Raw genomic sequence first — 22,858 nt, 5'->3', positions numbered from 1 at the left:
GCATAGACCGCCACACTGGCGATCCCCGCATCCCGGCACGCACGAGCGACACGGACAGCGATTTCGCCACGGTTGGCGATGAGCACCTTGCGCACGATGGCTCCCTCCTTGAAACAAGGTGAGTTTAGGTACTGGCGACACTCTGTGCCGACCCGAGTTCCGGGGTGACCTTGCCCACACGGAGCGTGAAAAGGGAGCCGTGCCCGGGCCCAAGTCCCCAGATCATCCACGGTACGCCCGGTCCGTCGGAGCGTCGGTCGCGCCTCGGTGTGGTCAAGCTCTCGGGAGCGGGCCGGGAGTGGCACCGCCGAATTTTTGTGGAGTCCCTACGAACGGGTGACGCAAAGTTTGCGGTCCGTCCCGCACGGTAGGGGCGCTTTCCTCAGGTCTACCCGTCAGTAGAGGGGCTGATGTCCGCCGCATTCGGAAACCTCGCCACTTCCACCGCCACCTGGCGCAGCGCCTCGGCGACCGCCGGCCCGCGCCGGCGGAAGTCGGCGAGCGGCAGCGCCGCCGAGACGGCGGTGAGCACACCGCGTACCGGCACCCGTACGGCCACGCAGGCCACGCCCGCCGCACTCTCCTCGATCTCCACCGCCACCCCCTCCCGTCGCACGCCCGCGAGCTGCGCGTCCAGGTGCTCGGGGGAGGTGATCGTCCGCGGAGTGAGCGCCCGCATGCCCGCCGCGTCCAGATAGCGGTGCCGGGCGGCCCGCGGCAGCGCCGCGAGCAGCACCTTGCCGTGCGCCGTGGCATGCGCGGCGTCGTCCTGACCGGTGCGGAAGCCGCCGGTGGGCGGGTCGGCGGCGGTCGCGCCCGCGAGGACGGCGATATCGCCGTCACGGTAGGCGCTGTAGTACGTGTCCGCCCCGGACGTGCGGCGCGCCCGCACCAGCAACTCCTGCACCTCGTTGCCCAGACGCATCTGGCGCTGGAAGGAGCGGTGCAGCTCGGGCGTCCGGTAGCCCAGCACGTACCCGGCGGGCGTACGGACGAGGTGACCCCGGGCCGTCAGGGCGCCCAGCAGCTCGTACGCCGTGGACAGGCCGCAGCCCAGCCGCCGGGCGAGGGCCTTGGCCGGTACGGGACCGGGCGAGGCGGCGACGGCGTCCAGGAGGTCCAGGGCGCGGTCCACGGACTGCGGCATGACGGGCGGGGCTCCTTGCTGTACGGGGTCGGTTGTTCGGTGGCGGGGATCAACTGAGGCCACCGGGGCGGGAGTAGGCACCGGTGGTGCAGTGCATCGTGACCGATATTCCCCGACATCGTTGATGAAGTCATGATCAAGCGCATTGCTGCCGCTGCCGTTCTGGCCGGCGCCGCACTTTCCGTGTCCTCCGTCGCCACCGCCTCCGCCGAGCCCGCCGCGCCCACGCCGGTGGCCCCGCCGCCGTCCTCCAGCGCCGGGCCCATGACGGTGACCGCCCCGTCCCAGGGGACCCCGGCCAAGCCGGTGCCGAAGGCGTCCAAGGCGCCCAAGGACTCGAAGGGCTCGAAGGGCACGAAGGGAGCGCCCCACAAGGGCGCACCGGCGAAGGCCGCCCCGGCCAAGGGCGCCCCTGCGAAGGCTGCCCCCGCGAAGGCCGGCTCGGCGAAGAGCGGCTCAGCCGGGAGGGCGGCCCCCGCGCCGGCCGTCCGCGGCGAGTCCGCGCCGGCCGGTGCCCCGGACATGTCCAAGCCGCCCGCCGGCATCCCCACCGAGGAGGAGATGGCCCCCTCGCAGGACCAGAGCATCTACCCCGGTGCCGTCAGCCAGCTCGGCAAGCTCAAGAAGCTCCGGGAGCTCAAGCAACTCGGCAAGGTGACCAGCGCGCTGCCGCTGTAGACCGTCACGCCCACAGGTCCGTGATGCCGACGCCGAGGTCCGCGAGCAGCCGCCGCAGCAGCGGGAGCGACAGGCCGATGACGTTCCCGGGGTCGCCGTCGATGCCCTCGACGAACGGAGCCGAACGGCCGTCCAGGGTGAAGGCACCCGCCACGTGCAGCGGCTCGCCCGAGGCCACATAGGCGGCGACCTCGGCGTCGGACGGCTCGCCGAAGCGGACCGTCGTCGAGGCGGTCGCCGAGGCGCGGCGACCGGAGGCCGTGTCGATCACGCAGTGGCCGGTGCGCAGGACGCCGGCGCGGCCGCGCATCGCCTTCCAGCGGGCGGTGGCCTCCTCGGCGTCGGCGGGCTTGCCGAGGGCCTGCCCGTCGAGCTCCAGTACGGAGTCGCAGCCCACGACCAGCGCCCCCGCCGCCGCGGGCATCGCGGCCACGGCCGCGGCCTTGGCCTCGGCGAGCACGAGGGCCAGCTCGGCGGGGGTGGGCGCGTCGAGCGCGTCCTCGTCCACACCGCTGACGATCACCTCGGGGGCCAGTCCTGCTTGGCGCAGGAGGCCCAGCCGGGCGGGGGACTGCGAGGCGAGGACGAGGCGGCGGATGCGGTTGCTCATGGGGTCAGCGTATTTGGTTCGTCGTATTTGGTTCGTCCTCGAACGCCGGACGGGCTGCCATGCAGCCCGTCCGGCGTTCGAGGGCACCGGCTACCGCGCCAGCACCGCCTGCATGACCTTCTTCGCTATCGGGCCCGCCAGCTTGCCGCCGGAGATCTCGTCGTCCGGGACGCTGTCGTCCGGGTCGACCATGACCGCCACCGCCACCGGCGAGCCCTCGTCCGTCTTGGCGTAGGAGATGAACCACGCCAGGTTCTTCTGGTCCTTGCCGCGCTCCGCGGTGCCCGTCTTGCCGCCGACCGTGACGCCGTCGATCAGGGCGGCCTTGCCGGTGCCCTTGGTGGCGGTGTCCTCCATCATCTGCTGCACCTTCTTGGCGACGTCGGGGGATGTGGCCTGCGAGAGCTGTTCGGGCCGGTGCTTCTCGATCGTCCTGAGGTCGGGGCCGCGCAGTTCCTCGACCATGTACGGCTTCATGAGCTTGCCGTCGTTGGCGATGGCGGCCGTCATCATGGCGACCTGCAGCGGGGTGGCGGTCAGGCTGCCCTGGCCGATGCCGGCCATGGCGGTCTGGGACTTGTTGATGTCCTTGGGGAAGACGGACTTGCTGGCCCGCACGGGGGTGAAGACCTCGTCGTTGAAGCCGAACTTCTCTGCCGTGGCGCGCATCTTGTCGCGGCCCAGGTCCGAGCTGACCTTGCCGTACACCGTGTTGCAGGAGTTCTGCATGGCGACGTTGAGGGAGGCGTTGCGGCAGGGGGCGTTGGGGTTCTGGTTGGGCAGCTTGGTGACCGTGCCGGGCATGATCCAGGGGTCGGGGGAGTCGGTGGCCGCGTTGACGTCGGTGTAGAGGCCGTTCTCCAGGGCCGCGGCCGCCGTCACGATCTTGAACGTGGAGCCCGGCGGGTACGTCTCGCGCAGGGCCCGGTTGTTCATGGGCTTGCTCTTGTCGTTCTCCAGGGCCTTCCAGGCCTCCTGGTCCGTCTTCGAGCTGCCGGCGAAGACCGAGGGGTCGTACGACGGGGTCGAGGCCAGCGCCAGGATCCTGCCGGTCCGCGGGTCGAGGGCGACGACGGCGCCCGTCCGGTCGCCCAGCCCCTCGTACGCGGCCTTCTGCGCCTTGGGGTCGATGGTCGTCACCACGTCGCCGCCCCGCCGCTGCTTGCCGGTGAGCATGTCCGCGGTGCGCTGCAGGAAGAGCCGGTCGTCGGTGCCGCTGAGCAGCTTGTTGTTGACGCCTTCGAGGAAGGTGCTGCCGTAGCTCTGCGACGAGTAGCCGGTGACGGGCGCGTACATCTTGCCGTCGGTGAACGTGCGCTTGTACTTGAGGTCACCGCCGGTCCCGGCCGAGCCCGTGATCGGCCGGCCCCCGACGATGATGTTGCCGCGCGGCTGGGAGAAGCTCGCGATGGCGACCCGCCGGTTCTTCTCGTGCGACGACAGCTCCTCGCCGCGCACGAACTGCACCCAGGTCGCCCGCACCAGCAGCGCGAGCACGAGCACTCCTGTGAAGACCGCTATGTGGCGTACAGGCTTGTTCATGTACGTCATGACGGAAATCGGACGAATACGGTTGCGGCCTGGCCAGACCTATGAGGCCACTGTGACGCCCGTTGCGACCTCACGGCCTCAAAGTCTCAAGACCTCACGGCCTCAAGCCCTCAATACACTCCCAGCACCAGGAACAGCACCACCATCCCCACCGCCAGCACCACGCCCGCCCGCCGGAGCATGGCCTGCGCCTCGCGCAGTTCCTCGGGCGGTTCGTCGGACGGGTCGGACCAGAGCATGACCTCCATGCTCCGACCGGAAGGCGCGCGGCGCCTGAGTACGCGTACTCAGGCGCCGCGGTCGAAGCGGGAACCCGCCGGTCAGGCGGGCCAGTACGTGGTGCGCCAGGCACCCGGCCCCGGGCGCGGCGCACGCCGCGCCGCGGCGAGGCGGGCCGGGCCCGACCACTGCGTCAGGGCGGGGGCGTCCGGCGGGGCGGCCGCGCCCGCCGCCGCCCGCGCCTGGACCACCGCCAGTGCGGCGGCCAGCTCCTCCGGCGTCGGATTGCCCCGTACGACCTTGATCACTGCACCCTCCCTCGGGCCTCGATGCGGATCCGGATGCGGATCTAGAGCGGAATGTTCCCGTGCTTCTTCGGCGGCAGCGCCTCGCGCTTGTCGCGCAGGGCGCGCAGCCCCCGCACGATGTGGCGGCGGGTGTCCGACGGCATGATCACCGCGTCCACGTAGCCGCGCTCGGCCGCCACGTACGGGTTGAGCAGCGTGTCCTCGTACTCCGCGAGCAGCTCCGCGCGCAGCGTCTCCTGCTCGTCGGGCGAGGCGGCCGCCGCCAGCGAGCGGCGGTGCAGGATGTTCACCGCGCCCTGCGCGCCCATGACCGCGATCTGCGCGGTCGGCCAGGCCAGGTTGAGGTCGGCGCCCAGGTGCTTGGAGCCCATGACGTCGTACGCGCCGCCGAACGCCTTGCGAGTGATCACCGTGATCAGCGGGACCGTGGCCTCCGCGTACGCGTAGATCAGCTTCGCGCCGCGCCGGATGATGCCGTTGTACTCCTGGTCGGTGCCCGGCAGGAAGCCCGGGACGTCGACGAAGGTGAGCACCGGGATGTTGAACGCGTCGCACGTGCGCACGAAGCGCGCGGCCTTCTCGCTCGCGGCGATGTCCAGGCAGCCCGCGAACTGCATCGGCTGGTTGGCGACGACGCCCACCGGCCGGCCCTCGACCCGGCCGAAACCGGTGACGATGTTCGGGGCGAACAGCGCCTGCGTCTCCAGGAACTCGCCGTCGTCCAGCACGTGCTCGATGACGGTGTGCATGTCGTACGGCTGGTTCGCCGAGTCCGGGATCAGCCCGTCCAGCTCCCGGTCGGCGTCCGTGAGCTCCGTGTCCGCCTCCTCGGGGAAGGCCGGCGGCTCGGAGAGGTTGTTCGACGGCAGGTACGACAGCAGCGCCTTGACGTACTCGATGGCGTCCTTCTCGTCGCCCGCCATGTGGTGCGCCACGCCCGAGGTGGCGTTGTGCGTGCGCGCGCCGCCCAGCTCCTCGAAGCCCACGTCCTCGCCGGTGACCGTCTTGATGACGTCCGGGCCGGTGATGAACATGTGCGAGGTCTGGTCGACCATGACCGTGAAGTCCGTGATCGCCGGCGAGTACACCGCACCGCCCGCGCACGGCCCGACGATCAGCGAGATCTGCGGGATGACACCCGAGGCGTGCGTGTTGCGGCGGAAGATCTCGCCGTACATGCCCAGGGAGGCCACGCCCTCCTGGATGCGGGCACCGCCCGAGTCGTTGATGCCGATGACCGGGCAGCCCGTCTTCAGGGCGAAGTCCATCACCTTGACGATCTTCTGGCCGAACACCTCGCCGAGCGCGCCGCCGAAGACCGTGAAGTCCTGCGAGAACACCGCCACCGGGCGGCCGTCCACCGTGCCGTACCCGGTGACGACGCCGTCGCCGTACGGGCGGTTGGCGTCCATGCCGAAGTTCGTCGACCGGTGCCGGGCGAACTCGTCGAGCTCCACGAACGAGCCCTCGTCCAGCAGCAGATCGACCCGCTCGCGCGCCGTCAGCTTGCCCTTGGCGTGCTGCTTCTCCACCGCCCGGGCCGAGCCGGCGTGCGTCGCCTCCTCGATCCGGCGCTGCAGATCCGCGAGCTTGCCCGCGGTGGTGTGGATGTCGAATCCATTGACGTCAGTCTCGGACACGGGATGCGGCTCCTGCTCGTCCGGAGGGAGGGTTACCGGGTCGTAGCGTAACGGCGGGACTCCACCGCGGCACTGCGTCCTTGGCCACACCGATTCCTCCCCGCTCGCCTCCTATGGTGGGTCTCATGACCCCCTCCGACGCCCCCCGGGGCCGCTGGTCCGACCTCGAACGGCCCCCGCTCAACGCCACCGCCCTGCGCCGGGCCCTGCTCCGCCCCGGCGGCCTGTGGACCTCCCTCGACGTCGTCGAGCGCACCGGCTCCACCAACAGCGACCTCGTCGCCGCCGACGGCCCCGAGGGCGCCGTCCTCGTCGCCGAGGAACAGTCCGCCGGCCGCGGCCGCCTCGACCGCACCTGGAGCGCCCCGCCCCGCTCCGGCCTCTTTTTCTCCGTACGCCTGACCCCCGGCCCCGGCGTCCCCGCCGACCGCTGGGGCTGGCTGCCCCTGCTCGCCGGCGTCGCCACCGCCACCGCCCTCGCCCGCGTCGCCGGCGTCGACACCGCCCTGAAGTGGCCCAACGACCTGCTGGTCACCGTCGGCGACGAGGAGCGCAAGACCGGCGGCATCCTCGCCGAGCGCACCGGCGACAGCGTTGTCGTCGGCATCGGCCTCAACGTCACCCTGCGCGCCGACGAGCTGCCCGTACCCACCGCCGGTTCCCTCGCCCTCGCCGGCGCCGAGGTCCTCGACCGCGACACCATCCTGCGCGCCGTGCTGCGCTCCCTGGAGGAGTGGTACGGCACCTGGCGCGCCGCCGCCGGCGACCCCGCCGCCAGCCGCCTGCAGGAGGCCTACGCCGCCGGATGCGCCACCCTCGGCCGCACCGTGCGCGCCGAACTCCCCGGCGGCACCGACCTCGTCGGCGAGGCCGTCGCCGTCGACGGCGACGGCCGCCTCGTGCTCGCCACCGCCGACGGCGTCCAGGAACCGGTGGGGGCGGGTGACATCGTCCATTTGCGGTCCGCCGCCTCGTAAACGTCGTAAAGAGTGAGCACTGACCCGTGGGGAGAGTGAGCTACGGCACACCTGACGTATCGTTGTGCGCGGAACCTAAGCGAGCAGCGATCGGCAGGGCAGTGCGCACGGATCGGACAGGGGGCGGGCGGTGACCGCCGACGACGGGGGCACCTCCCGTGCCGTCAAGGCCACGGGGGAGGACGACGCCGCGCACGGCGCGGCGACCGGCAGCGGGCACGGCCGCTTGGGCGGGACGCACGGCAACCACGACAACGGCCACGCCGAGGAGGGCGACCCCCTCGCGCTCCGGCTCGAATCCCTCATCCTCGGCGCCGAGCGCCGCTACACCCCCTTCCAGGCCGCCCGCGCCGCCGGCGTCTCCATGGACCTCGCCGCCCGGTTCTGGCGCGCCATGGGCTTCGCCGACATCGGCCAGGCCAAGGCCCTCACCGAGGCCGACGTCCTGGCCCTGCGCCGGCTCGCCGGCCTCGTCGAGGCCGGGCTGCTCAGCGAGCCCATGGCCGTCCAGGTGGCCCGCTCCACCGGCCAGACCACGGCCCGGCTCGCCGACTGGCAGATCGACTCCTTCCTCGAAGGCCTGACCGAACCTCAGGAAGGCCTCAGCCGAGCCGAGATCACCTACCCGCTCGTCGAGCTGCTCCTGCCCGAGCTGGAGGAATTCCTCATCTACGTCTGGCGGCGGCAGCTCGCCGCCGCCACCGGGCGCGTGGCCCAGGTCGCCGACGACGCCGAAATGGTCGACCGGCGCCTGGCCGTCGGCTTCGCCGACCTCGTCGGCTTCACCCGGCTCACCCGGCGACTGGAGGAGGAGGAGCTCGGCGAGCTCGTCGAGGCCTTCGAGACCACCGCCGCCGACCTCGTCGCCGCCCACGGCGGCCGGCTCATCAAGACCCTCGGCGACGAGGTCCTCTTCGCCGCCGACGACGCCGGCACGGCCGCCGAGATCGGCGTACGGCTCATCGAGACCCTCTCCCACGACGACACCATGCCGGAGCTGCGCGTCGGCATCGCCTTCGGCACGGTCACCACCCGCATGGGAGACGTCTTCGGCACCACGGTCAACCTCGCCAGCCGCCTGACCTCGATAGCACCGAAGGACGCGGTGCTCGTCGACGCGGCCTTCGCAGAGGAACTCTCCCGCAGCGGGGACGCGCCGACGTCGGAGGCGGAGGTGCCGGAAGAGGAACGCGCGAAGTACCGCTTCGCGCTACAACCGATGTGGCAGCGCCCGGTGCGAGGCCTCGGCATGGTCGAACCCTGGCTCCTCACGCGCCGGGCGTAGCGCCTGCGGCGCGCTGTGCGCCTGCGGCGCGGGGTGGCGCGGCCCGGTGGGCCGGTTTGTGCCCGCGCCACCGTGCCCCGAAGGGGCGCGCGGAAGTGCCGATCTGCGGCTGCCGCCGCGTGGGCGCGACAAGCCACGACGCACCCGCGGACGGAGTGCCGGGGCGGCATCTCGGCTGCCGGCCGTCGGTGGCCGATCGCGCAGTTCCCCGCGCCCCTGACGGGGCACTGCATGCCGCCCCGAACCATCCGCCGGCCCGCACACGCCCGTCCCGGCCCCCGCCCGCACCACGGCGCCCCGTGAGGGGCGCGGGGAACTGCATGACGAGCCACGACGCACCCGCAGTCGAAGACGGGTATGGCCACCCGCGGAGCGGCCCGGCATGATCGGGGGCACCATCGCCCCGACACCGAAAGGGTGACCCCCGTGAGTGAACGCCGCTTCGGCGAGTGGATCGCCGTCCGCCGCCACGACGACGGCCACGTCGCCGAGCTCGTCCTCGACCGTCCCAAGGCCATGAACGCCGTCTCCACCGAGATGGGCCGCCTGATCGGCGAGGCCACCGCGGCCCTGGCCGCCGACCGGGACGTCCGCGTCGTGGTCCTGACCTCCACCCACGAGCGTGCCTTCTGCGTCGGCGCGGACCTCAAGGAGCGCAACTCCTTCACCGACGCCGACCTCGTCCGCCAGCGCCCCCACGCCCGTGCCTGCTACACCGGCGTGCTGGAGCTGCCCATGCCGACGATCGCCGCCGTGCACGGCTTCGCCCTGGGCGGCGGCTACGAGCTGGCGCTGTCGTGCGACGTCATCGTGGCCGACCGCACCGCGGTCGTCGGCCTGCCGGAGGTGTCGGTCGGCGTCATTCCCGGCGGCGGGGGTACCCAGCTGCTGCCGCGCCGCGTCGGCGCGGCCCGCGCCGCGGAGCTGATCTTCAGTGCCCGCCGCGTGGAGGCCCCCGAGGCAAAGGAATTGGGCCTGATCGACCAGCTCGTGGACGAGGGCCGGGACCGTGACGAGGCCCTCGCGCTCGCCTCCCGCATGGCCCGTAACTCGCCCGTGGGGCTGCGCGCCGCCAAGCGGGCGCTGCGCCTGGGCCACGGCCTGGACCTGCGGGCGGGGCTGGAGGTGGAGGATTCCGCCTGGCGTTCGGTGGCCTTCTCCGGCGACCGTGCCGAGGGCGTGGCGGCGTTCAACGAGAAGCGCCCGCCGAACTGGCCGGGCGAGTAGCACCCGGCGTTCTTACCCTGGAATGCGGGACGTGCGGGACGTGCGGGACGTGCGGGACGCGAGTGCGTGGGATGTGAGGCTCGGGTGGCTGGTGCCGGGGAGTTCGACGACCGCCTGCGCGCCGTGGTGGAGCTGGCGCAGGCGATGGCGGCGGCCCCCACCCCGCTCGAGAGCGTCGAGGCCGCGGCGGAGGGTGCCCGCCGGGCGCTGGGCGGCACGTTCGCGGCCGTGTCGGTGTGGGAGCGGGAGCGGGGGCGGCTGCGGGTCCTGGCCAACGCCGGTGAGCTCGCCGAGGAGGAGGAACGTTTCCCCCGCGACGAGTCGTACCCCGTCGACGTCTTCCCGGAGATCGCCGAGTTCCTGCACGAGAACTGGCTGGGCGGCCAGCCGCACGCCTGGGTGGAGACCGCCCGCGCCGAGGAGGAGGCCGGGCCGCCCTCCCAGCGGGTCGCCGCCCTGCGCCGGCGCGGCCGCGGCTCCTGCGTGGTCGCCCCGATCGTGCTGCACGGCCGGGCCTGGGGCGAGCTGTACGTGGCGCGGTCGGTGCGGGCGCCGGTCTTCGGCCCGGGCGACGCCGACTTCGCGACCGTCCTCGCAGCTGTCGCGGCCTCCGGCATAGCGCAGAACGAGCGGCTGGAGGAGGTACGGCGGCTGGCCTTCACCGACCCCCTCACCGGCCTGGCCAACCGCCGGGCCGTGGACACGCGGCTGGACGAGGCCCTCGAGCGGCACCAGCGCGACGGCACGGTGGTCAGCCTCATGGTGTGCGACCTCAACGGCCTCAAGCGCGTCAACGACACCCTCGGGCACGCGGTGGGCGACCGGCTCCTGGAGCGGTTCGGCTCCGTGCTCTCGCTGTGCGGCGCCAAGCTGCCGGGGGCCCTGGCGGCCCGGCTGGGCGGGGACGAGTTCTGTCTGCTGGCGGTGGGTCCGACGGCGGACGAGGTCGTCCGGGTGGCGGACGAACTGTGCCGCCGGGCGGGGGAGTTGGAGCTGGGGGAGGGTGTCGCCTGCGGCGTCGCCTCCACCGGCGACCCCATCGGGCCCGTCCGCTCGGCGCGTCGGCTCTTCCGCCTGGCGGACGCCGCGCAGTACCGGGCGAAGGCCGCCCGCGCGCCCAAGCCGGTCGTCGCCGGCCGCGAGGGCGGTGGCCCGGGCCGGGAGGACCCGGTGGTGCGGCTGGCGAACCGGCCGCCGGAGCGCCCGCAGGCCGGCGAGCGCCGCCGCTTCCGCGGCCGCGGCGACCGGGACTGAGCCGGTCGCGCTCCGCATTCGCAGTCGGTCGCGCTCCGGCCTCGCAGCCGGTCGCGCTGCGTACCGGAATGGTTGCCGCCCGGACGACTAGTGACAGCTAGCGATTCAGTCTCTAGGGTGCCTGAATATGGATATGCACACTGTGGTGGTGGGGACGTCCGGCACGACCGCCGAGGACGTCCTCGCCGTGGCCCGCGGGGGTGCCCGCGTCGTCGTCTCGGAAGAGGCCCTCGCGGCCGTGGCGCGCTCGCGGCAGGTCATCGACGACCTCGCGGCCAAGCCCGACCCCGTCTACGGCGTCTCCACGGGCTTCGGCGCCCTCGCCGTCCGGCACATCAGCCCCGACCTCCGTACCCAGCTCCAGCGCAACATCGTGCGCTCGCACGCCGCCGGCATGGGCCCGCGCGTCGAGCGCGAAGTGGTGCGGGCCCTGATGTTCCTGCGGCTGAAGACCCTCGCCTCGGGCCACACGGGTGTGCGGCCGGTCGTCGTCGAGACCATGGCCGCGATCCTGAACGCCGGCATCACCCCCGCCGTCCACGAGTACGGCTCCCTGGGCTGCTCCGGCGACCTCGCCCCGCTCTCCCACTGCGCCCTCACCCTGATGGGCGAGGGCGACGCCGAGGGCCCCGACGGCACCCTGCGCCCGGCCGCCCACCTGCTGGCCGAGCACGGCATCGAGCCCGTCGTCCTGCGCGAGAAGGAGGGCCTCGCCCTCCTCAACGGCACCGACGGCATGCTCGGCATGCTCGTCATGGCCTGCTCCGACCTCGCGCGCCTGTTCACCTCCGCCGACATCACCGCCGCCCTGTCGCTGGAGGCACTCCTCGGCTCGGAGAAGGTGCTCGCCCCCGAGCTGCACGCCATCCGCCCGCACCCCGGCCAGTCGGCCAGCGCCGCCAACATGCTGCGGGTGCTCGACGGCTCCGGCCTCACCGGCCACCACCAGGACGAGGCGCCGCGCGTGCAGGACGCGTACTCGGTGCGCTGCGCGCCCCAGGTCGCCGGCGCGGGCCGCGACACGCTGGCGCACGCCCGGCTCGTGGCCGACCGCGAGCTCGCCGCCGCCGTCGACAACCCCGTCGTCCTGCCCGACGGCCGGGTGGAGTCCAACGGCAACTTCCACGGCGCCCCCGTCGCGTACGTCCTGGACTTCCTCGCCATCGCCGCCGCCGACCTGGCCTCCATCGCCGAGCGCCGCACCGACCGGCTGCTGGACAAGAACCGCTCCCACGGGCTGCCGGCCTTCCTCGCGGGCGACGCCGGCGTCGACTCCGGGCTGATGATCGCCCAGTACACCCAGGCCGCCCTGGTCAGCGAGCTCAAGCGGCTCGCCGTGCCGGCCTCGGTGGACTCCATCCCCTCCTCCGCCATGCAGGAGGACCACGTCTCCATGGGCTGGTCGGCGGCGCGCAAGCTGCGCACGGCGATCGACGCGCTGACCAAGGTCGTCGCGGTGGAACTGGTCGCGGCCACGCGGGCCGTCGAGCTGCGAGGGCTGTCCGCGGCCGCCCCCGCCGCGCGCGCCGTGGTGCAGGCCGCGCGGGCCGCGGGCGTCGAGGGCCCGGGCGAGGACCGCTTCCTCGCCCCCGACCTCGCGGCGGCCGAGGCCTTCGTCCGCAGCGGCGCCCTGGTCGCCTCCGTCGAACCGGTGACCGGCCCCCTCGCCTGACGACGCGCCGTCTGCGGGCCGCCGGTGGCCGATCGCACCCACGCGGCGGCAGCCGCAGATCGGCACTGCCCGGCGCCCCGCCAGGGGCGCGGGGAACTGCGCGACGAGCCACGATGCGCCCGCAGGCGGAGTGCTGCCTCGTGCGGGCGGTCGGTGGCCGATCGCGCCCACTGCCCCGCGCCCCTTAAGGGCGCTACGCGCCGTCGCGGTTCCGGTGCCCCGTCAGGGGCGCGGGGAACTGCGCGACAAGCCACGACGCGCCCGCAGGTGGGGTGGGTCCCGCGCCCCTACAGGGCGCTGCGGCGGGACGTCCGTACCGCGGTCGTGACCAGGGCGCCACCCGCCGTGACGAACGCGATGCCGCCGATGACGTACGGCGTGGTGTCCACGCCCCCGGTGTCGGCAAGGGCCACCTGCGGCTGCGCCCCCTGCGCCTCCCGCGCGGCCCGCGGCGGGTGCTCGGGCGTGGCGTCCGCGGTCGGTACGAACCACAGGGCGCTCAGCACCGTACCGGCGACGACGGCAGTGATCAGCGGACGGCGTGCGGTCACGGGGAATCTCCCTGGGCGCGGCGGAGATTGACGGGGGATCGGCGGGGCCGATCGGCGGGCGCTGACAGGATGTTAGTGAGAGCGCGCCCGCCGGGAAAGCCGCGTGCGCCATCGGCCCCGTATTCCCCCATCCGTCCCTGCCGCGTTTGTCAAGAGCCGGGTTGCACCGACCTCCCCCCGAGGGGCTTTACTGGCGTGGTCTTCCCCACACATGGCCGAGCGCTGGAACGGCTGGGGCTCCACAGGCGTTCCCTGAGTAGTAGCCGGGATACGTGTAGCCCCATGAGCCCCACGACCGGCTCGGGGGATTCCGGGGTCCAGGAGCAATGGAGAAGCGTGTGATGACGTACGGCAAGCGCCGCAAGGGCCTGGCGGCCGCGGCCGCTGTGCTCGGCGGCGTACTGACTCTGGCCGCGTGCAACGGCGACGGCGGTGACGACGCCAAGGGCGGGGGCGACGGCAAGGGGGCGTCGCAGGGCCAGATCGATGCCGCTGCCGCCAAGGAGGCATCCAAGGCGCAGATCACGATCACGCCGAAGAGCGGTGTCACCGACGCCGGCATCACGCCCGAGGCCGTGAAGGTCACCGTCCGTGACGGTGAGCTCACGAGCGTCAAGATGACGACGGAGAAGGGCACACCCGTCGAGGGGACGATCTCCTCGGACAAGAAGTCCTGGAAGCCGAACGGCCAGCTCGAGCGCTCGACCAAGTACAAGGTCGTGGCCGAGGCCAAGGACTCCAAGGGCCGCAAGGCCACGGAGAACTCCTCCTTCTCCACGGTCTCGCCCCAGAACAGCTTCATCGGCTCCTTCACGCCGGAGGACGGCTCGACCGTCGGCGTGGGCATGCCCGTGTCGATCAACTTCAACAAGCCCATCAAGGACCGCAAGTCCGTCCAGTCCCATGTTCAGGTCACCAGCAGCAGCGGCCAGCAGGTCGTGGGTCACTGGTTCAACGACCAGCGCCTGGACTTCCGTCCGCAGGAGTACTGGAAGGCCGGTTCGGACGTCACCCTGAAGATGGATCTCGACGGCGTCGAGGGCGCCCCGGGCATCAAGGGCGTCCAGAAGAAGACCATCAACTTCAAGATCGGCCGCAGCCAGATCTCGACCGTCGACGCCAAGACCCACAAGATGACCGTCACGCGCGACGGCCAGGTGGTCAAGACCATCCCGATCTCGGCCGGCAGCTCGAAGAACCCGACCTACAACGGCAAGATGGTCATCTCCGAGAAGTTCGTCGAGACCCGCATGGACGGCTCCACCGTCGGCTTCTCCAAGTCCGACGGCAAGGGCGAGTACGACATCAAGGACGTCCCGCACGCCATGCGGCTGTCCACCTCCGGCACGTTCATCCACGGCAACTACTGGGGCGGCGGCGTCTTCGGCGTCACCAACACCAGCCACGGCTGCATCGGCCTGGAGGACAAGCAGGGCGCCGACGACCCCAACACGCCGGGCGCCTGGTTCTTCAGCCAGTCGATCGTCGGTGACGTCGTCGAGGTGAAGAACTCCGACGACAAGACCATCTCCCCGGACAACGGCCTCAACGGCTGGAACATGGACTGGCAGCAGTGGGTCGCCGGCAGCGCCACCGGCGCCTGACCGACCCCGGCACCACCACACCCCCAAGGGCCCTCCCGGCATCGCCGGGAGGGCCCTTGGGGTATCACCGGCCGATCAGCCGTACCAGGTGACGTTGCAGATGTAGACGCAGTGATGGCGGGGGACGGCCAGGAAGCTGATGAAGCCGCGGCCGGCAAGAATGTCGAATTCCCTCAGCCCGCCTTCCCGGTCGGTGGGCCGGCCGACGCGCATCGCCTCCTGCCCCAGTGACGCGAGCTCCGTCGCCAGCCGTTCCACTTCGGCCACGACACCCGGCGGCAACTTCGCCGTGACGTACTCTTCGCCGGGGTTGTAGTCCCACGTCCAGTCCGTCACAGGCCGGCCTCGGCTTCGGCGGCTTCGTGGATCCGCCTGATCTCGTCGATGGCCTCCGCCGGATCCTGCGTTCCCTCGTCCACCAAGCGCTCCAGCTCGCGCAGGCGGGCCGCACGCTGTGGATGACGTTCGATGGCGACGAAGACCGCCCATGAGTGGACGAACGCCCGAAGAGGAGCCAGGTTCTGGCTTTGCTGGGCATGCGTGGTCGCCTCGAAGAGGTGCTGTGTGAGCGCGGGAATCCGGCTCGGTGCGATCCGGGCGACAGCGGTCCGCAGGGCCTCCGGCGTCAGCTCGGGCATCGGGATCAACGGCCCGTACGGGCCGTCGGGCTGCGCACTCACGATGACCTCCGATGGATCGAAGCAGTTCCCACCACCGTACCCGCAGGGCCCCTCGTGACTTGGGCGTAACGGGCGCGCGTGCGTGCGGTGCGTGGGACGCTTGAGCGCACGCCGCATGCCGCATGCGCGTGTCGGGGTTCGGGAGAGCGGGGAGAGCCGTATGAGCAGCGGCCAGGGGTTGCCGCCGGAGAAGGAGTGCGACGACTGCGGGGGCGAGGGCAGCGTCGTGTGGGAGACGTACGACGGGGGCCGTGTGACGACCTCGTGCAGCTCCTGCGGCGGTACGGGCACGGTGCTCGCATGAGCCTGTTCCCCGCGCAGACCTACGCCGCCGAGCTGCCGCCCGAGCGGGTGCCGCTGGGGCAGGCGGCCTGCCCCAAGTGCGAGGTGCGGCCCATCAAGCTCGCCGGGGTGCGCAGCTGGCTGTGCCTGCACTGCTATGCCGCCGAGTGCCGGGAGCTGGCCCGGCAGGCCGGCCGGGGCCAGAAGTACGCGGCGGCGATCGTCGCCGGGCCGGAGTGCCCGGTGTGCGGGGGCAGCGAGGTCGACGCCAACGGGCGGCTGTGGTGGTGCCGGCCCTGCGAGCTGGTGCAGCGGGTGCGCGACTGAGGCACACGGTTTCGGCCGCCCGTCCGCGCGTACGAGAAAATGGAATCTCCTGCCCCACAAGGAGAAACCGGAGAACCCCGTGCACAGCACCGAGTCGCCCCTGGAGACCGTCGCGGCCGCCGTACGGGGACTGCGAACGGTCCGCGGGGACGCGCTCGACGACGCGGTGTACGCGGCCGCGTCCGTCCTCGCCGCCGCCCCCGCCGGCTACGAGGCCGTCAGCGCCGCCGTCGTCCGGCACGCCTCGGCCACCCTGCGCCGCTGCTGGGAGCACGGCTGGCAGCCCGCCGACGTCCTGCGCGTCGTACGGCGCGAACTGACCCCCACCGACGTGCGCTTCGCCGTCGACCTCGTCGCCGCCGAGGCCCGGCGCTACGCGCCCGACACCCTCGGCGCCCGCTGGTCCGCCCAGCTGGAGGAGCTCACCGAACCGGTGTGGTGGGACACCGACGACACCTTCCTCGACGGCTTCGCGCGCCGCGAGCGGCTGAGCCGCTTCGAGACCGCCGCCTGCGCGCTGGGCACCCTGCGCCTGATCGACGGGCTGCCCCGCCTCGGCGCCGTCGGCCCCCTGCCCGGCCACGCCGGCCGCCCCCGCCCCGGCGCAGCCGCCGCCGCGCCGCCGCGCATGCTCGGCCGGGTGCGGGCACTGCTGGCCAAGGCCGAGTCGACGCAGTTCCCCGAGGAGGCGGAGGCGCTGTCCGCCAAGGCGCAGGAGCTCATGGCGCGCCACTCGATCGACGAGGCCCTGCTGGCCGCCGGCACCTCCGCCACGGCGGACGACGGCCCCGGCGCCTGCCGCATCGGCATCGACGGCCCGTACGAGTCGGCGAAGGCACTGCTCCTCGACGCGGTGGCCGCCGCCAACCACTGCCAGGCGGTGTGGTCGAGCGAGTACGGCTTCTCCACCGTCGTCGGCTTCGACGCCGACCTCGAACTCGTCGAACTCCTCTACACCTCCCTGCTGGTGCAGGCCACCACCGCCATGAACCGCGAGGCCGACCGCCACCACGCCCGCGGCCGCGCCCGCCGCACCCGCGACTTCCGCGAGTCCTTCCTGATCGCCTACGCGGGCCGCATCGGCGACCGCCTGGCGGCGGCCGTCCGCGACGTCGCCGTCCAGGAGGCCCGCCCCGAGGTGCTCCCCGTCCTCGCCGCCCGGGACGTCGCCGTCGGCGAGACGGCGGGCCGCCTCTTCCCCGAGACGACGTCGTACCGGCTGCGCGGCCGCGACCTGGACGGCTGGGAACGCGGCACCGCCGCAGCCGACGCCGCCCGCCTGGCCCGCGGGGGCGCGTAGCAGGCGCAGCGACGGCCGAGCTGCGCGCACCGGGGGATCGGCGCAAGCTGAAAACATGGCTGTGGCGAGCGGCTTTCTCGACTACGCGAAGGTCCTGGCATGGCCGGTCGTGGTCGTGGGTATCGTCTGGATCTTTCGCCGGGAGTTCGTCACGCTCCTCGGAAGGCTGGAGGCGTTCGAGGGCTTCGGTTTCCGTGCCAAGTTCAAAGCGCTGGACGAGCAGCGCCGGCAGGCCACGAAGAGGCTGAAGAAGAAACAGGAAGCGGAGGCGAGGAGAGGGCCGTCCGAGCCGCTCGGGAAAGAGGCTGTTCCGTCTTCGCCCCCGCCGCCTCCCGCACCTGCTCCTCCTCCGACGGTCCCCTCTCCTGCCGGTCCGCCTCCGGCTCCCGAGCCGGCTCCGTCCTTCGAACGAAGCCCCGCTCTCGAACGAGCCGAAGCGCTGGCCTCCGTGGACCCGCTCGGAGCCGTGCGTACGGCTTGGGCGTACGTGCAGGAAGCCGCCCGCCGGCTGCTCGGCGACAACGAGATGTCCCTGCCGCCCGGTTTCGAGGACAGGATGGAAGTGCCGCTCGCGATGGCCGGTCTCTCCCGCGACAGCGCGGATCTCTACGCTCAGCTGCGCCGACTGGGACAGTTGTCGGAATACCGCGCCGACTTGGACGGGACGACTGCCAGGGAATACATCGAAAGCTGCGAGGTCCTGCTCAAGGAGCTCGCCGCCACCGAACCTCAGCACCCTCCCGGTGCCTGAGCCGCGCGTGGCATCGACCGTCCACCGAGTGGCGGGGGAGCCTCCCCCCTCGGTCACGCCGGTCACGCCGATCGTGCCGGTTGCCGAGGCCCGGTGACAGGCGCAGCCTGGAAGTAGGCGGGCGTCGTGGGGAGCTCACCATGAACACAGACCCGGTCCAGGACTCGCTGAATGCGATAGCGGCGGCGATGAGGATCGTGCCCGAAGAACCTGGTCGACCCAGGCCGGGGGAACCCCTTCACTTTCACGTCACCCCACCGGTGCCCCCGGACCTCGAAACGGTGGTCACGGGGGCGCTTTCACTCGTTCCCGGAGACCTTTCCCTCACTGCGCTGGACAAGAAGGTGTCCTTCGGCAACCCGGCGTTGGCCATCCCTCCGGACCTGAGCGGGAACCTCGACATAGCCGGAGGACTCCCCCTGCCCCCGGGGACGCGTGCGGGGAATACCGCCGGAGTCATCGCCCAAGCCGCAGGCAAGCTGCCCAGCATCACGGGCAGTCTGCCCCTGCAGGTCGATGTTCCCCTCACGGTGGAGGTCGTCTGGTCACTGTTCGTGCTGCGTCAAGGGCGGAAAACTCCGGCAGTCGAGAATCGCGACTTCGCCGCACCACTGGGACTGCGTAACACCTCACTGGAGGTGCTTCTCGCCCCGCCGTTCTACGAACTCACCCAGGCCACGTTGCTGAGTCCGCCCTTCTTCACCTACAGCATCAGAGCAACAGTGACCCTCACGGCCAACGTTCCGGTGAGGGGCCCCGTTTCCAGTCAGCCCACAGCGCTGCCGGACATCTCGCTGGCCGTGCCGGGAATCGGGATACCGACGGTGTCCGTGTTCTTCCGGCACTCCGACTACCAGCCGTACGACCCTCCACCTACCGACAACCCCGGTTGGGCCTTCGTCGTCCTCCCGACCGACACCCCCCTGGTCGGCTCCCCGACGGGAAGCCTTCCACGTGACGACCTGCTCTCAACCATCAGCCGCTTCGCCGACCCATTGCAGCCCCTCGCAGCTGTCATACCTTCCGTGGCCCTCATGCTCGGCGGATTCGGCCTGCTCGCCGGCGCCCTCAGACGCTTCGTCCCTGACAGCGGCAACGAGGAGGAGCCCCGGGTCGGCCTGTGGATCCGCGATCGGATCGACGACCTGAATGACGAGGACCCGCTGGATTTCGGCATCTACCAGGGGATCAGCTCCCTGATCCTGGTGTCGGCGGGGCGTGACCTGGAAGTCTTCAACGAGGGAAAGGGCAGCTTCCGGGTGTTCACGTCGGGGCAGGGCATCGCGGCGATCAGGGACCTCAACGGAAAGACTCCGATTGCCGACCCCGCCTTCACCGCAAGCACCGGCATAGCGGTTACTCAGGACCCGGATGACAAGTTCAATGATCGAACGAAGGGGTTCCGGTACAGCTGAGGGGGGTTCCGGAAAACTTGGGGAAAAGATGACCAGATCTATTGTAGTGGCAGGAGACTCTCTCGCGGATTGGATGATTGCGCAAAGCAGAGAGAGTGAGCCGCGCAGAACCATGGGGTCCAAGTGGACAAAGAAGGTGGTCAGCCAACACGAGATCCCGGGTGGGGCGCGGCTGCTTGCTGAGCTCATAAAAACCATGACCAATCGTCGAAGGTTCGGACTGCGAGGGCGTTACTGGCGGAAGGTGGTCAGTAGTGCAGGGGCGCTCAGTCATCACCACGCAATTTTGTCGGAATTTCCCGAATCGTCCGAGGTGGTGGATTTTAAAGAAAAAGGAAACTTCCGTTGGCGTATTTCAGAGAACATGGGCATTCAGAAGGCGAGTCATGAGGAGTGTTTCTCAAGGCGTCGAGGCGGTGGGGCCTGTCGTGTGCGTCAAGACGACCGAAACGCGGAACTAGTGGTCCTTGTTGATTCCGGGCTTGGATACTACGAAAAACACGATGCCCCGAAGGCGGTAGTCCGCACAGGTCAGACCCCGTGGATTGTTGTCAAACTTGGCGGCACTGGATTGCTTGACCGGAGCTGCAACTTGTGGATACGCGACCTCCCACGCCACCGCGACAGAGTGGTGGTCGTGACAACAGCCGACGATTTGCGGCAGGCGGCGGGAGTCGAGATCAGCAAGGGTACTGCATGGGAACTGGCGGCGGCTGACTGCGCACGTCTGCTGCGGCGAAAGGAGCGTCTTAATCAGTTCCGATTCGTGCTCGTATCGTTCGGTCCTGCCGGCGTTGTGTTGTTTGACCGAGAAAAAATGGGTGCTGGAAGTGATTGTTTGCTCGTCTTTGACTCCGGCAGGGTGGAAGGCGCGCCGGATTTTTGGCTCAATGGAAAAATGTGGGGGTACACCTCCGTTCTGACGACTGCACTAGTTTATGAAATCATAAGGGATCTGCAGGGCGGTGAAAATATAACCGGGGACACCGCTGAGCATGCCGTCAGGCGCGGCCTGACTGCAATGAAGGCGCTCTACGACGAGGGCTTCGGTCGTGTCGTCACCAACGGCAAAGAGAAGAAGCGCTCGATTCCGGTTTTCCCTTATCGGTCTGTGAGGGAGGCGATAGAAGGAAACCCTAGGGAGTTTGCGAAGGCCGTGATAGAGGCGGAAGAACCGGCAGCGCGAACCCTGGGCCTCCGGCCTTCTTGGGCGATAGCGCAAAGCGAAGATCCTCATGAAGTCGCCCGCAACATCGTAAACCTAGGTATCGAAAAAGCGCTTGAGGGTGTACCCCGGCTGAGATGCGATTCCATCGTCACGGTGGATCGCCGTGAAATTGAAAGCTTCCAGTCCGTCAGGGCGCTGGTCAGGGAATATGCAGAGAAAAGGGTGACGCGGGCGCAGCGATATTGGGAGAAAAGTGTCGCGACTCCGACTCCCCTCTCGATAGCCATATTTGGTGCGCCCGGCTCGGGTAAGTCGACTGCTGTCCAAGGGGTCATCGGATCCGTGAGGATTCCGGAAAAAGATTTCCAGTTCGAAGAGTTCAACCTATCGCAGTTCCGCGGTACCACGGAACTTGTTGGCGCCTTTCATCGGATACGCGACGATCAACTGCGTGGGAAAATGCCAGTGGTGCTCTGGGATGAATTCGATACTACTTTCGATGGTGGTGCGCTCGGATGGCTCCGCTACTTCCTGTCTCCCATGCAGGACGGAGTCTTCCAGGAAGGGCAGGACCTGCATCCGACCGGGAGGGCGGTCTTCGTATTCGCAGGAGGTGTCTCCACGAGTCTTGAGAACTTCAAGTCTCTGCCTAATTATGTCCAATTCAAGGGGCCGGATTTCCTGAGCAGAGTCCGGGGGATCATGGAACTTCAGGGGATAGACGAATCATATGGCGATAGTCAGTGGGTGATCAGGAGGGCTATTCTTCTCAGGGGGATTTTGGAGAAGGAGACTCGCATATTTGAAGACGGTGCTTTCGGTGAAGACGCCATCGACCCCCAGGTCGTCAACGCCTTCCTGGGGGTTTCGAGCTTCAACCACGGTGTCCGCTCGATGAAGGCCATTGTGCAGAACAGTTCCCTCCTGGGGGAGCACTACTTCGGCAGGTCGGCTCTCCCCAGCGAAACACAGCTTGCTCTGCACGTTAATGCAGTGGCTTTCTATAATGCCATGGACAAATGATGTTGGCGTCCATGTCGAATCGGCGGTGCTGGCGGTCACTGCACCTCGAAGAGCCGGTCCGGCTGGCCGTCTGCCTTTGATGCAGACGGCCAGCATTGAACGGGTGCCATACAAAGGGGCAAGGGGCCCTGCATCAGCCGCCGCAGGTGTCCAGCATGTCGACGAGAGCCTCCTGCTCGGGCTTGGTGACGTTCAGGTCGTACGTGTGCTTCACGTGCGTCCAGGCCCGGGCGTACGTGCACCAGTAGGACTTCAGCGGCGGCTTCCACTGGTCCGGGCTCTGGTCGCCCTTCTGCCGGTTCGAGGCGGCGGAGACCGCCACGAGCTGGGGGCTGTCCAGGTCGTTCGCGAACCGCTTGCGCCGCGGGGTGTCCCACTTGTCGGCCCCGCTGCGCCAGGCGTTGGCGAGCGGGACGACGTGGTCGATGTCGAGCTGCCCGGCGACGGCGAACTGTTTCCCGTCGTACGGGCTGACCCAGCTGCCGGCGACCGCCCGGCACTGCGCGTCGGTACGCACGTCCCTGCCGTCGCGGGCCAGCACCGTCTCGCGGGTGTCGCACTGCCCCTGCTGGGTGGCCCAGTGCGGGAACTTGGCCCGGCTGTAGCCGGTCATGGAGTGCGGGGCCTCGACGTCGAGCTCGGCGAGCTCGTCGCGGGCGACGTCCGCGGAGGGCGGTTCGGGCAGGTCGAACCGGGCGGCGGCCGGGGCGGCCCGGGCAGCCGTGGCGGGGGAGACGAGGGCGGAGGACAGGCACAAGGCCGCTGCGGCGATGACACGGGCCGGGCCCCTGCCCATGAGGAAACGTTTGGTCATGCCGCAACGGCTACCGGTTCCGCCTCGTGCACCGACGGAATGTCACTCAAAGGAAGACGCGTCTTGAATGGCCTGTTGACCCCCTGAGCCGGGTGGGCGAATTGGAGTGCCGACGGAATACCGGAGGGGGCGCCGGGGGAGTCACCACCGGTCGGCTCCAGAAGGGTGGTTGAGTGGCAATGCACGCGACGATCGGTGACCGGGTCCGCATCAAGGGCCGCAACGTGGGGATGAGGGAACAGGTCGGCGAGGTCGTCGAGGTGCGGGGGAGGAACGGCGAGCCGCCGTACCTGGTGCGCTTCGTGGACGGCCGCGAGACGCTGATCTACCCCGGCCCGGACTGCGTCATCGAACCGGGCGTCCTGGAGAACTGAC

25 protein-coding genes are annotated in these 22,858 nt (G+C 70.4%); 14 read left to right on the top strand and 11 right to left on the bottom strand.

Translation table 11 applies throughout. The annotated features are described in order from the left end of the window. Both AB0K17_RS02365 and AB0K17_RS02360 read right to left on the bottom strand, forming a co-directional pair. Positions 1-95 (bottom strand): biotin carboxylase N-terminal domain-containing protein (locus AB0K17_RS02365; RefSeq protein ID WP_279617129.1); only part of this gene is annotated, 95 nt, incomplete at its 3' end. A gap of 293 nt (positions 96-388) precedes the next feature. After that, on the bottom strand, positions 389-1,147 hold the full coding sequence (locus AB0K17_RS02360) for an IclR family transcriptional regulator C-terminal domain-containing protein (protein ID WP_365966869.1): 759 nt from the start codon (positions 1,145-1,147) through the stop codon (positions 389-391). A gap of 132 nt (positions 1,148-1,279) precedes the next feature. Here AB0K17_RS02360 and AB0K17_RS02355 point away from each other — a divergent pair, with 132 nt between their 5' ends. After that, positions 1,280-1,825: a hypothetical protein gene (locus tag AB0K17_RS02355; protein WP_365966867.1), complete on the top strand. Its 546-nt coding sequence runs from the start codon at positions 1,280-1,282 to the stop codon at positions 1,823-1,825. Positions 1,826-1,829: 4 nt separating this feature from the next. Here AB0K17_RS02355 and AB0K17_RS02350 read toward each other — a convergent pair whose 3' ends face one another. The 5 genes from AB0K17_RS02350 to AB0K17_RS02330 form a co-directional block, all read right to left on the bottom strand. Beyond that, positions 1,830-2,435, bottom strand: coding sequence for a nucleoside triphosphate pyrophosphatase (locus AB0K17_RS02350; protein WP_365966866.1), 606 nt, complete (start codon positions 2,433-2,435; stop codon positions 1,830-1,832). A 90-nt stretch (positions 2,436-2,525) separates the two neighbouring features. Continuing rightward, positions 2,526-3,977, bottom strand: a complete 1,452-nt coding sequence (locus AB0K17_RS02345; RefSeq protein WP_365981819.1) for a penicillin-binding transpeptidase domain-containing protein — start codon at positions 3,975-3,977, stop codon at positions 2,526-2,528. A 119-nt stretch (positions 3,978-4,096) separates the two neighbouring features. After that, complete coding sequence (locus AB0K17_RS02340) at positions 4,097-4,234, bottom strand: hypothetical protein (protein WP_365981835.1); 138 nt, start codon at positions 4,232-4,234, stop codon at positions 4,097-4,099. A gap of 72 nt (positions 4,235-4,306) precedes the next feature. After that, the gene (locus AB0K17_RS02335) at positions 4,307-4,513 is read right to left on the bottom strand and encodes an acyl-CoA carboxylase epsilon subunit (protein ID WP_365966863.1); all 207 of its coding nucleotides are present in this window, start codon (positions 4,511-4,513) and stop codon (positions 4,307-4,309) included. Between the two features lie 41 nt (positions 4,514-4,554). Then, positions 4,555-6,153, bottom strand: a complete 1,599-nt coding sequence (locus AB0K17_RS02330; protein WP_365966862.1) for an acyl-CoA carboxylase subunit beta — start codon at positions 6,151-6,153, stop codon at positions 4,555-4,557. Positions 6,154-6,278: 125 nt separating this feature from the next. Between AB0K17_RS02330 and AB0K17_RS02325 the strand changes: the two genes are divergently transcribed. The 5 genes from AB0K17_RS02325 (at position 6,279) to hutH (ending at position 12,568) form a co-directional block, all read left to right on the top strand. Continuing rightward, positions 6,279-7,130: a biotin--[acetyl-CoA-carboxylase] ligase gene (locus AB0K17_RS02325; protein ID WP_365966861.1), complete on the top strand. Its 852-nt coding sequence runs from the start codon at positions 6,279-6,281 to the stop codon at positions 7,128-7,130. A gap of 226 nt (positions 7,131-7,356) precedes the next feature. Next, positions 7,357-8,415 (top strand): adenylate/guanylate cyclase domain-containing protein, encoded by a 1,059-nt coding sequence (locus tag AB0K17_RS02320; RefSeq protein WP_365966882.1) that lies wholly within the window; start codon positions 7,357-7,359, stop codon positions 8,413-8,415. Positions 8,416-8,841: 426 nt separating this feature from the next. Continuing rightward, entirely contained in the window at positions 8,842-9,642 is an 801-nt protein-coding gene (locus AB0K17_RS02315) for an enoyl-CoA hydratase-related protein (protein ID WP_365966860.1), read from the top strand. Positions 9,643-9,786: 144 nt separating this feature from the next. Then, on the top strand, positions 9,787-10,896 hold the full coding sequence (locus tag AB0K17_RS02310) for a diguanylate cyclase (RefSeq protein ID WP_365966881.1): 1,110 nt from the start codon (positions 9,787-9,789) through the stop codon (positions 10,894-10,896). 133 nt (positions 10,897-11,029) lie between these two features. Next, complete coding sequence (hutH, locus tag AB0K17_RS02305) at positions 11,030-12,568, top strand: histidine ammonia-lyase (RefSeq protein ID WP_365966880.1); 1,539 nt, start codon at positions 11,030-11,032, stop codon at positions 12,566-12,568. 287 nt (positions 12,569-12,855) lie between these two features. On the opposite strand, the gene AB0K17_RS02300 is transcribed toward hutH, so the two are convergent. Further along, on the bottom strand, positions 12,856-13,119 hold the full coding sequence (locus AB0K17_RS02300; protein WP_365981818.1) for a hypothetical protein: 264 nt from the start codon (positions 13,117-13,119) through the stop codon (positions 12,856-12,858). A gap of 326 nt (positions 13,120-13,445) precedes the next feature. On the opposite strand from AB0K17_RS02300, the gene AB0K17_RS02295 reads away from it, so the two are divergent. Next, the gene (locus AB0K17_RS02295) at positions 13,446-14,723 is read left to right on the top strand and encodes an Ig-like domain-containing protein (protein WP_365966858.1); all 1,278 of its coding nucleotides are present in this window, start codon (positions 13,446-13,448) and stop codon (positions 14,721-14,723) included. A 75-nt stretch (positions 14,724-14,798) separates the two neighbouring features. Here AB0K17_RS02295 and AB0K17_RS02290 read toward each other — a convergent pair whose 3' ends face one another. Both AB0K17_RS02290 and AB0K17_RS02285 read right to left on the bottom strand, forming a co-directional pair. After that, entirely contained in the window at positions 14,799-15,059 is a 261-nt protein-coding gene (locus tag AB0K17_RS02290; protein ID WP_365981816.1) for a hypothetical protein, read from the bottom strand. Further along, positions 15,056-15,403 (bottom strand): DUF6247 family protein, encoded by a 348-nt coding sequence (locus tag AB0K17_RS02285; RefSeq protein WP_365981815.1) that lies wholly within the window; start codon positions 15,401-15,403, stop codon positions 15,056-15,058. The genes AB0K17_RS02290 and AB0K17_RS02285 overlap by 4 nt, the downstream gene beginning before the upstream one ends. A 160-nt stretch (positions 15,404-15,563) precedes the next feature. Here AB0K17_RS02285 and AB0K17_RS02280 point away from each other — a divergent pair, with 160 nt between their 5' ends. From AB0K17_RS02280 to AB0K17_RS02255, 6 genes are all read left to right on the top strand, one after another. Then, entirely contained in the window at positions 15,564-15,707 is a 144-nt protein-coding gene (locus AB0K17_RS02280; RefSeq protein ID WP_365966857.1) for a hypothetical protein, read from the top strand. Then, positions 15,704-16,012: a hypothetical protein gene (locus AB0K17_RS02275; protein ID WP_365981814.1), complete on the top strand. Its 309-nt coding sequence runs from the start codon at positions 15,704-15,706 to the stop codon at positions 16,010-16,012. The genes AB0K17_RS02280 and AB0K17_RS02275 overlap by 4 nt, the downstream gene beginning before the upstream one ends. Positions 16,013-16,091: 79 nt before the next feature. Further along, on the top strand, positions 16,092-17,312 hold the full coding sequence (locus AB0K17_RS02270) for a DUF2786 domain-containing protein (protein ID WP_365981813.1): 1,221 nt from the start codon (positions 16,092-16,094) through the stop codon (positions 17,310-17,312). Positions 17,313-17,367: 55 nt separating this feature from the next. Continuing rightward, entirely contained in the window at positions 17,368-18,063 is a 696-nt protein-coding gene (locus AB0K17_RS02265) for a hypothetical protein (RefSeq protein ID WP_365981812.1), read from the top strand. Between the two features lie 140 nt (positions 18,064-18,203). Then, entirely contained in the window at positions 18,204-19,478 is a 1,275-nt protein-coding gene (locus tag AB0K17_RS02260) for a hypothetical protein (RefSeq protein WP_365981811.1), read from the top strand. A 364-nt stretch (positions 19,479-19,842) separates the two neighbouring features. Then, positions 19,843-21,669, top strand: a complete 1,827-nt coding sequence (locus tag AB0K17_RS02255) for a hypothetical protein (protein ID WP_365981810.1) — start codon at positions 19,843-19,845, stop codon at positions 21,667-21,669. A gap of 133 nt (positions 21,670-21,802) precedes the next feature. On the opposite strand, the gene AB0K17_RS02250 is transcribed toward AB0K17_RS02255, so the two are convergent. Further along, positions 21,803-22,483, bottom strand: a complete 681-nt coding sequence (locus AB0K17_RS02250) for an HNH endonuclease family protein (protein ID WP_365981809.1) — start codon at positions 22,481-22,483, stop codon at positions 21,803-21,805. A gap of 179 nt (positions 22,484-22,662) precedes the next feature. Between AB0K17_RS02250 and AB0K17_RS02245 the strand changes: the two genes are divergently transcribed. Continuing rightward, positions 22,663-22,857, top strand: coding sequence for a DUF1918 domain-containing protein (locus tag AB0K17_RS02245; protein ID WP_365981808.1), 195 nt, complete (start codon positions 22,663-22,665; stop codon positions 22,855-22,857). The last annotated feature ends 1 nt before the right edge of the window (position 22,858 follow it).

Source organism: Streptomyces sp. NPDC049585 (assembly GCF_040675615.1).
GTDB classification, from domain to species: Bacteria; Actinomycetota; Actinomycetes; order Streptomycetales; family Streptomycetaceae; genus Streptomyces; species Streptomyces luteosporeus.
Note: the sequence above shows the minus strand (reverse complement) of the source record. Positions and strands in the feature narration are given on the sequence as shown.

Coding starts and splice junctions, on each gene's coding strand:
- AB0K17_RS02360 (WP_365966869.1), bottom strand. CDS start 1,147: ATGCCGCAGTCCGTGGACCGCGCCCTGGACCTCCTGGACGCCGTCGCC.
- AB0K17_RS02355 (WP_365966867.1), top strand. CDS start 1,280: ATGATCAAGCGCATTGCTGCCGCTGCCGTTCTGGCCGGCGCCGCACTT.
- AB0K17_RS02350 (WP_365966866.1), bottom strand. CDS start 2,435: ATGAGCAACCGCATCCGCCGCCTCGTCCTCGCCTCGCAGTCCCCCGCC.
- AB0K17_RS02345 (WP_365981819.1), bottom strand. CDS start 3,977: ATGAACAAGCCTGTACGCCACATAGCGGTCTTCACAGGAGTGCTCGTG.
- AB0K17_RS02340 (WP_365981835.1), bottom strand. CDS start 4,234: ATGGAGGTCATGCTCTGGTCCGACCCGTCCGACGAACCGCCCGAGGAA.
- AB0K17_RS02325 (WP_365966861.1), top strand. CDS start 6,279: ATGACCCCCTCCGACGCCCCCCGGGGCCGCTGGTCCGACCTCGAACGG.
- AB0K17_RS02310 (WP_365966881.1), top strand. CDS start 9,787: ATGGCGGCGGCCCCCACCCCGCTCGAGAGCGTCGAGGCCGCGGCGGAG.
- hutH (WP_365966880.1), top strand. CDS start 11,030: ATGCACACTGTGGTGGTGGGGACGTCCGGCACGACCGCCGAGGACGTC.
- AB0K17_RS02295 (WP_365966858.1), top strand. CDS start 13,446: ATGGAGAAGCGTGTGATGACGTACGGCAAGCGCCGCAAGGGCCTGGCG.
- AB0K17_RS02280 (WP_365966857.1), top strand. CDS start 15,564: ATGAGCAGCGGCCAGGGGTTGCCGCCGGAGAAGGAGTGCGACGACTGC.
- AB0K17_RS02275 (WP_365981814.1), top strand. CDS start 15,704: ATGAGCCTGTTCCCCGCGCAGACCTACGCCGCCGAGCTGCCGCCCGAG.
- AB0K17_RS02265 (WP_365981812.1), top strand. CDS start 17,368: ATGGCTGTGGCGAGCGGCTTTCTCGACTACGCGAAGGTCCTGGCATGG.
- AB0K17_RS02260 (WP_365981811.1), top strand. CDS start 18,204: ATGAACACAGACCCGGTCCAGGACTCGCTGAATGCGATAGCGGCGGCG.
- AB0K17_RS02255 (WP_365981810.1), top strand. CDS start 19,843: ATGGGCATTCAGAAGGCGAGTCATGAGGAGTGTTTCTCAAGGCGTCGA.
- AB0K17_RS02250 (WP_365981809.1), bottom strand. CDS start 22,483: ATGACCAAACGTTTCCTCATGGGCAGGGGCCCGGCCCGTGTCATCGCC.
- AB0K17_RS02245 (WP_365981808.1), top strand. CDS start 22,663: ATGCACGCGACGATCGGTGACCGGGTCCGCATCAAGGGCCGCAACGTG.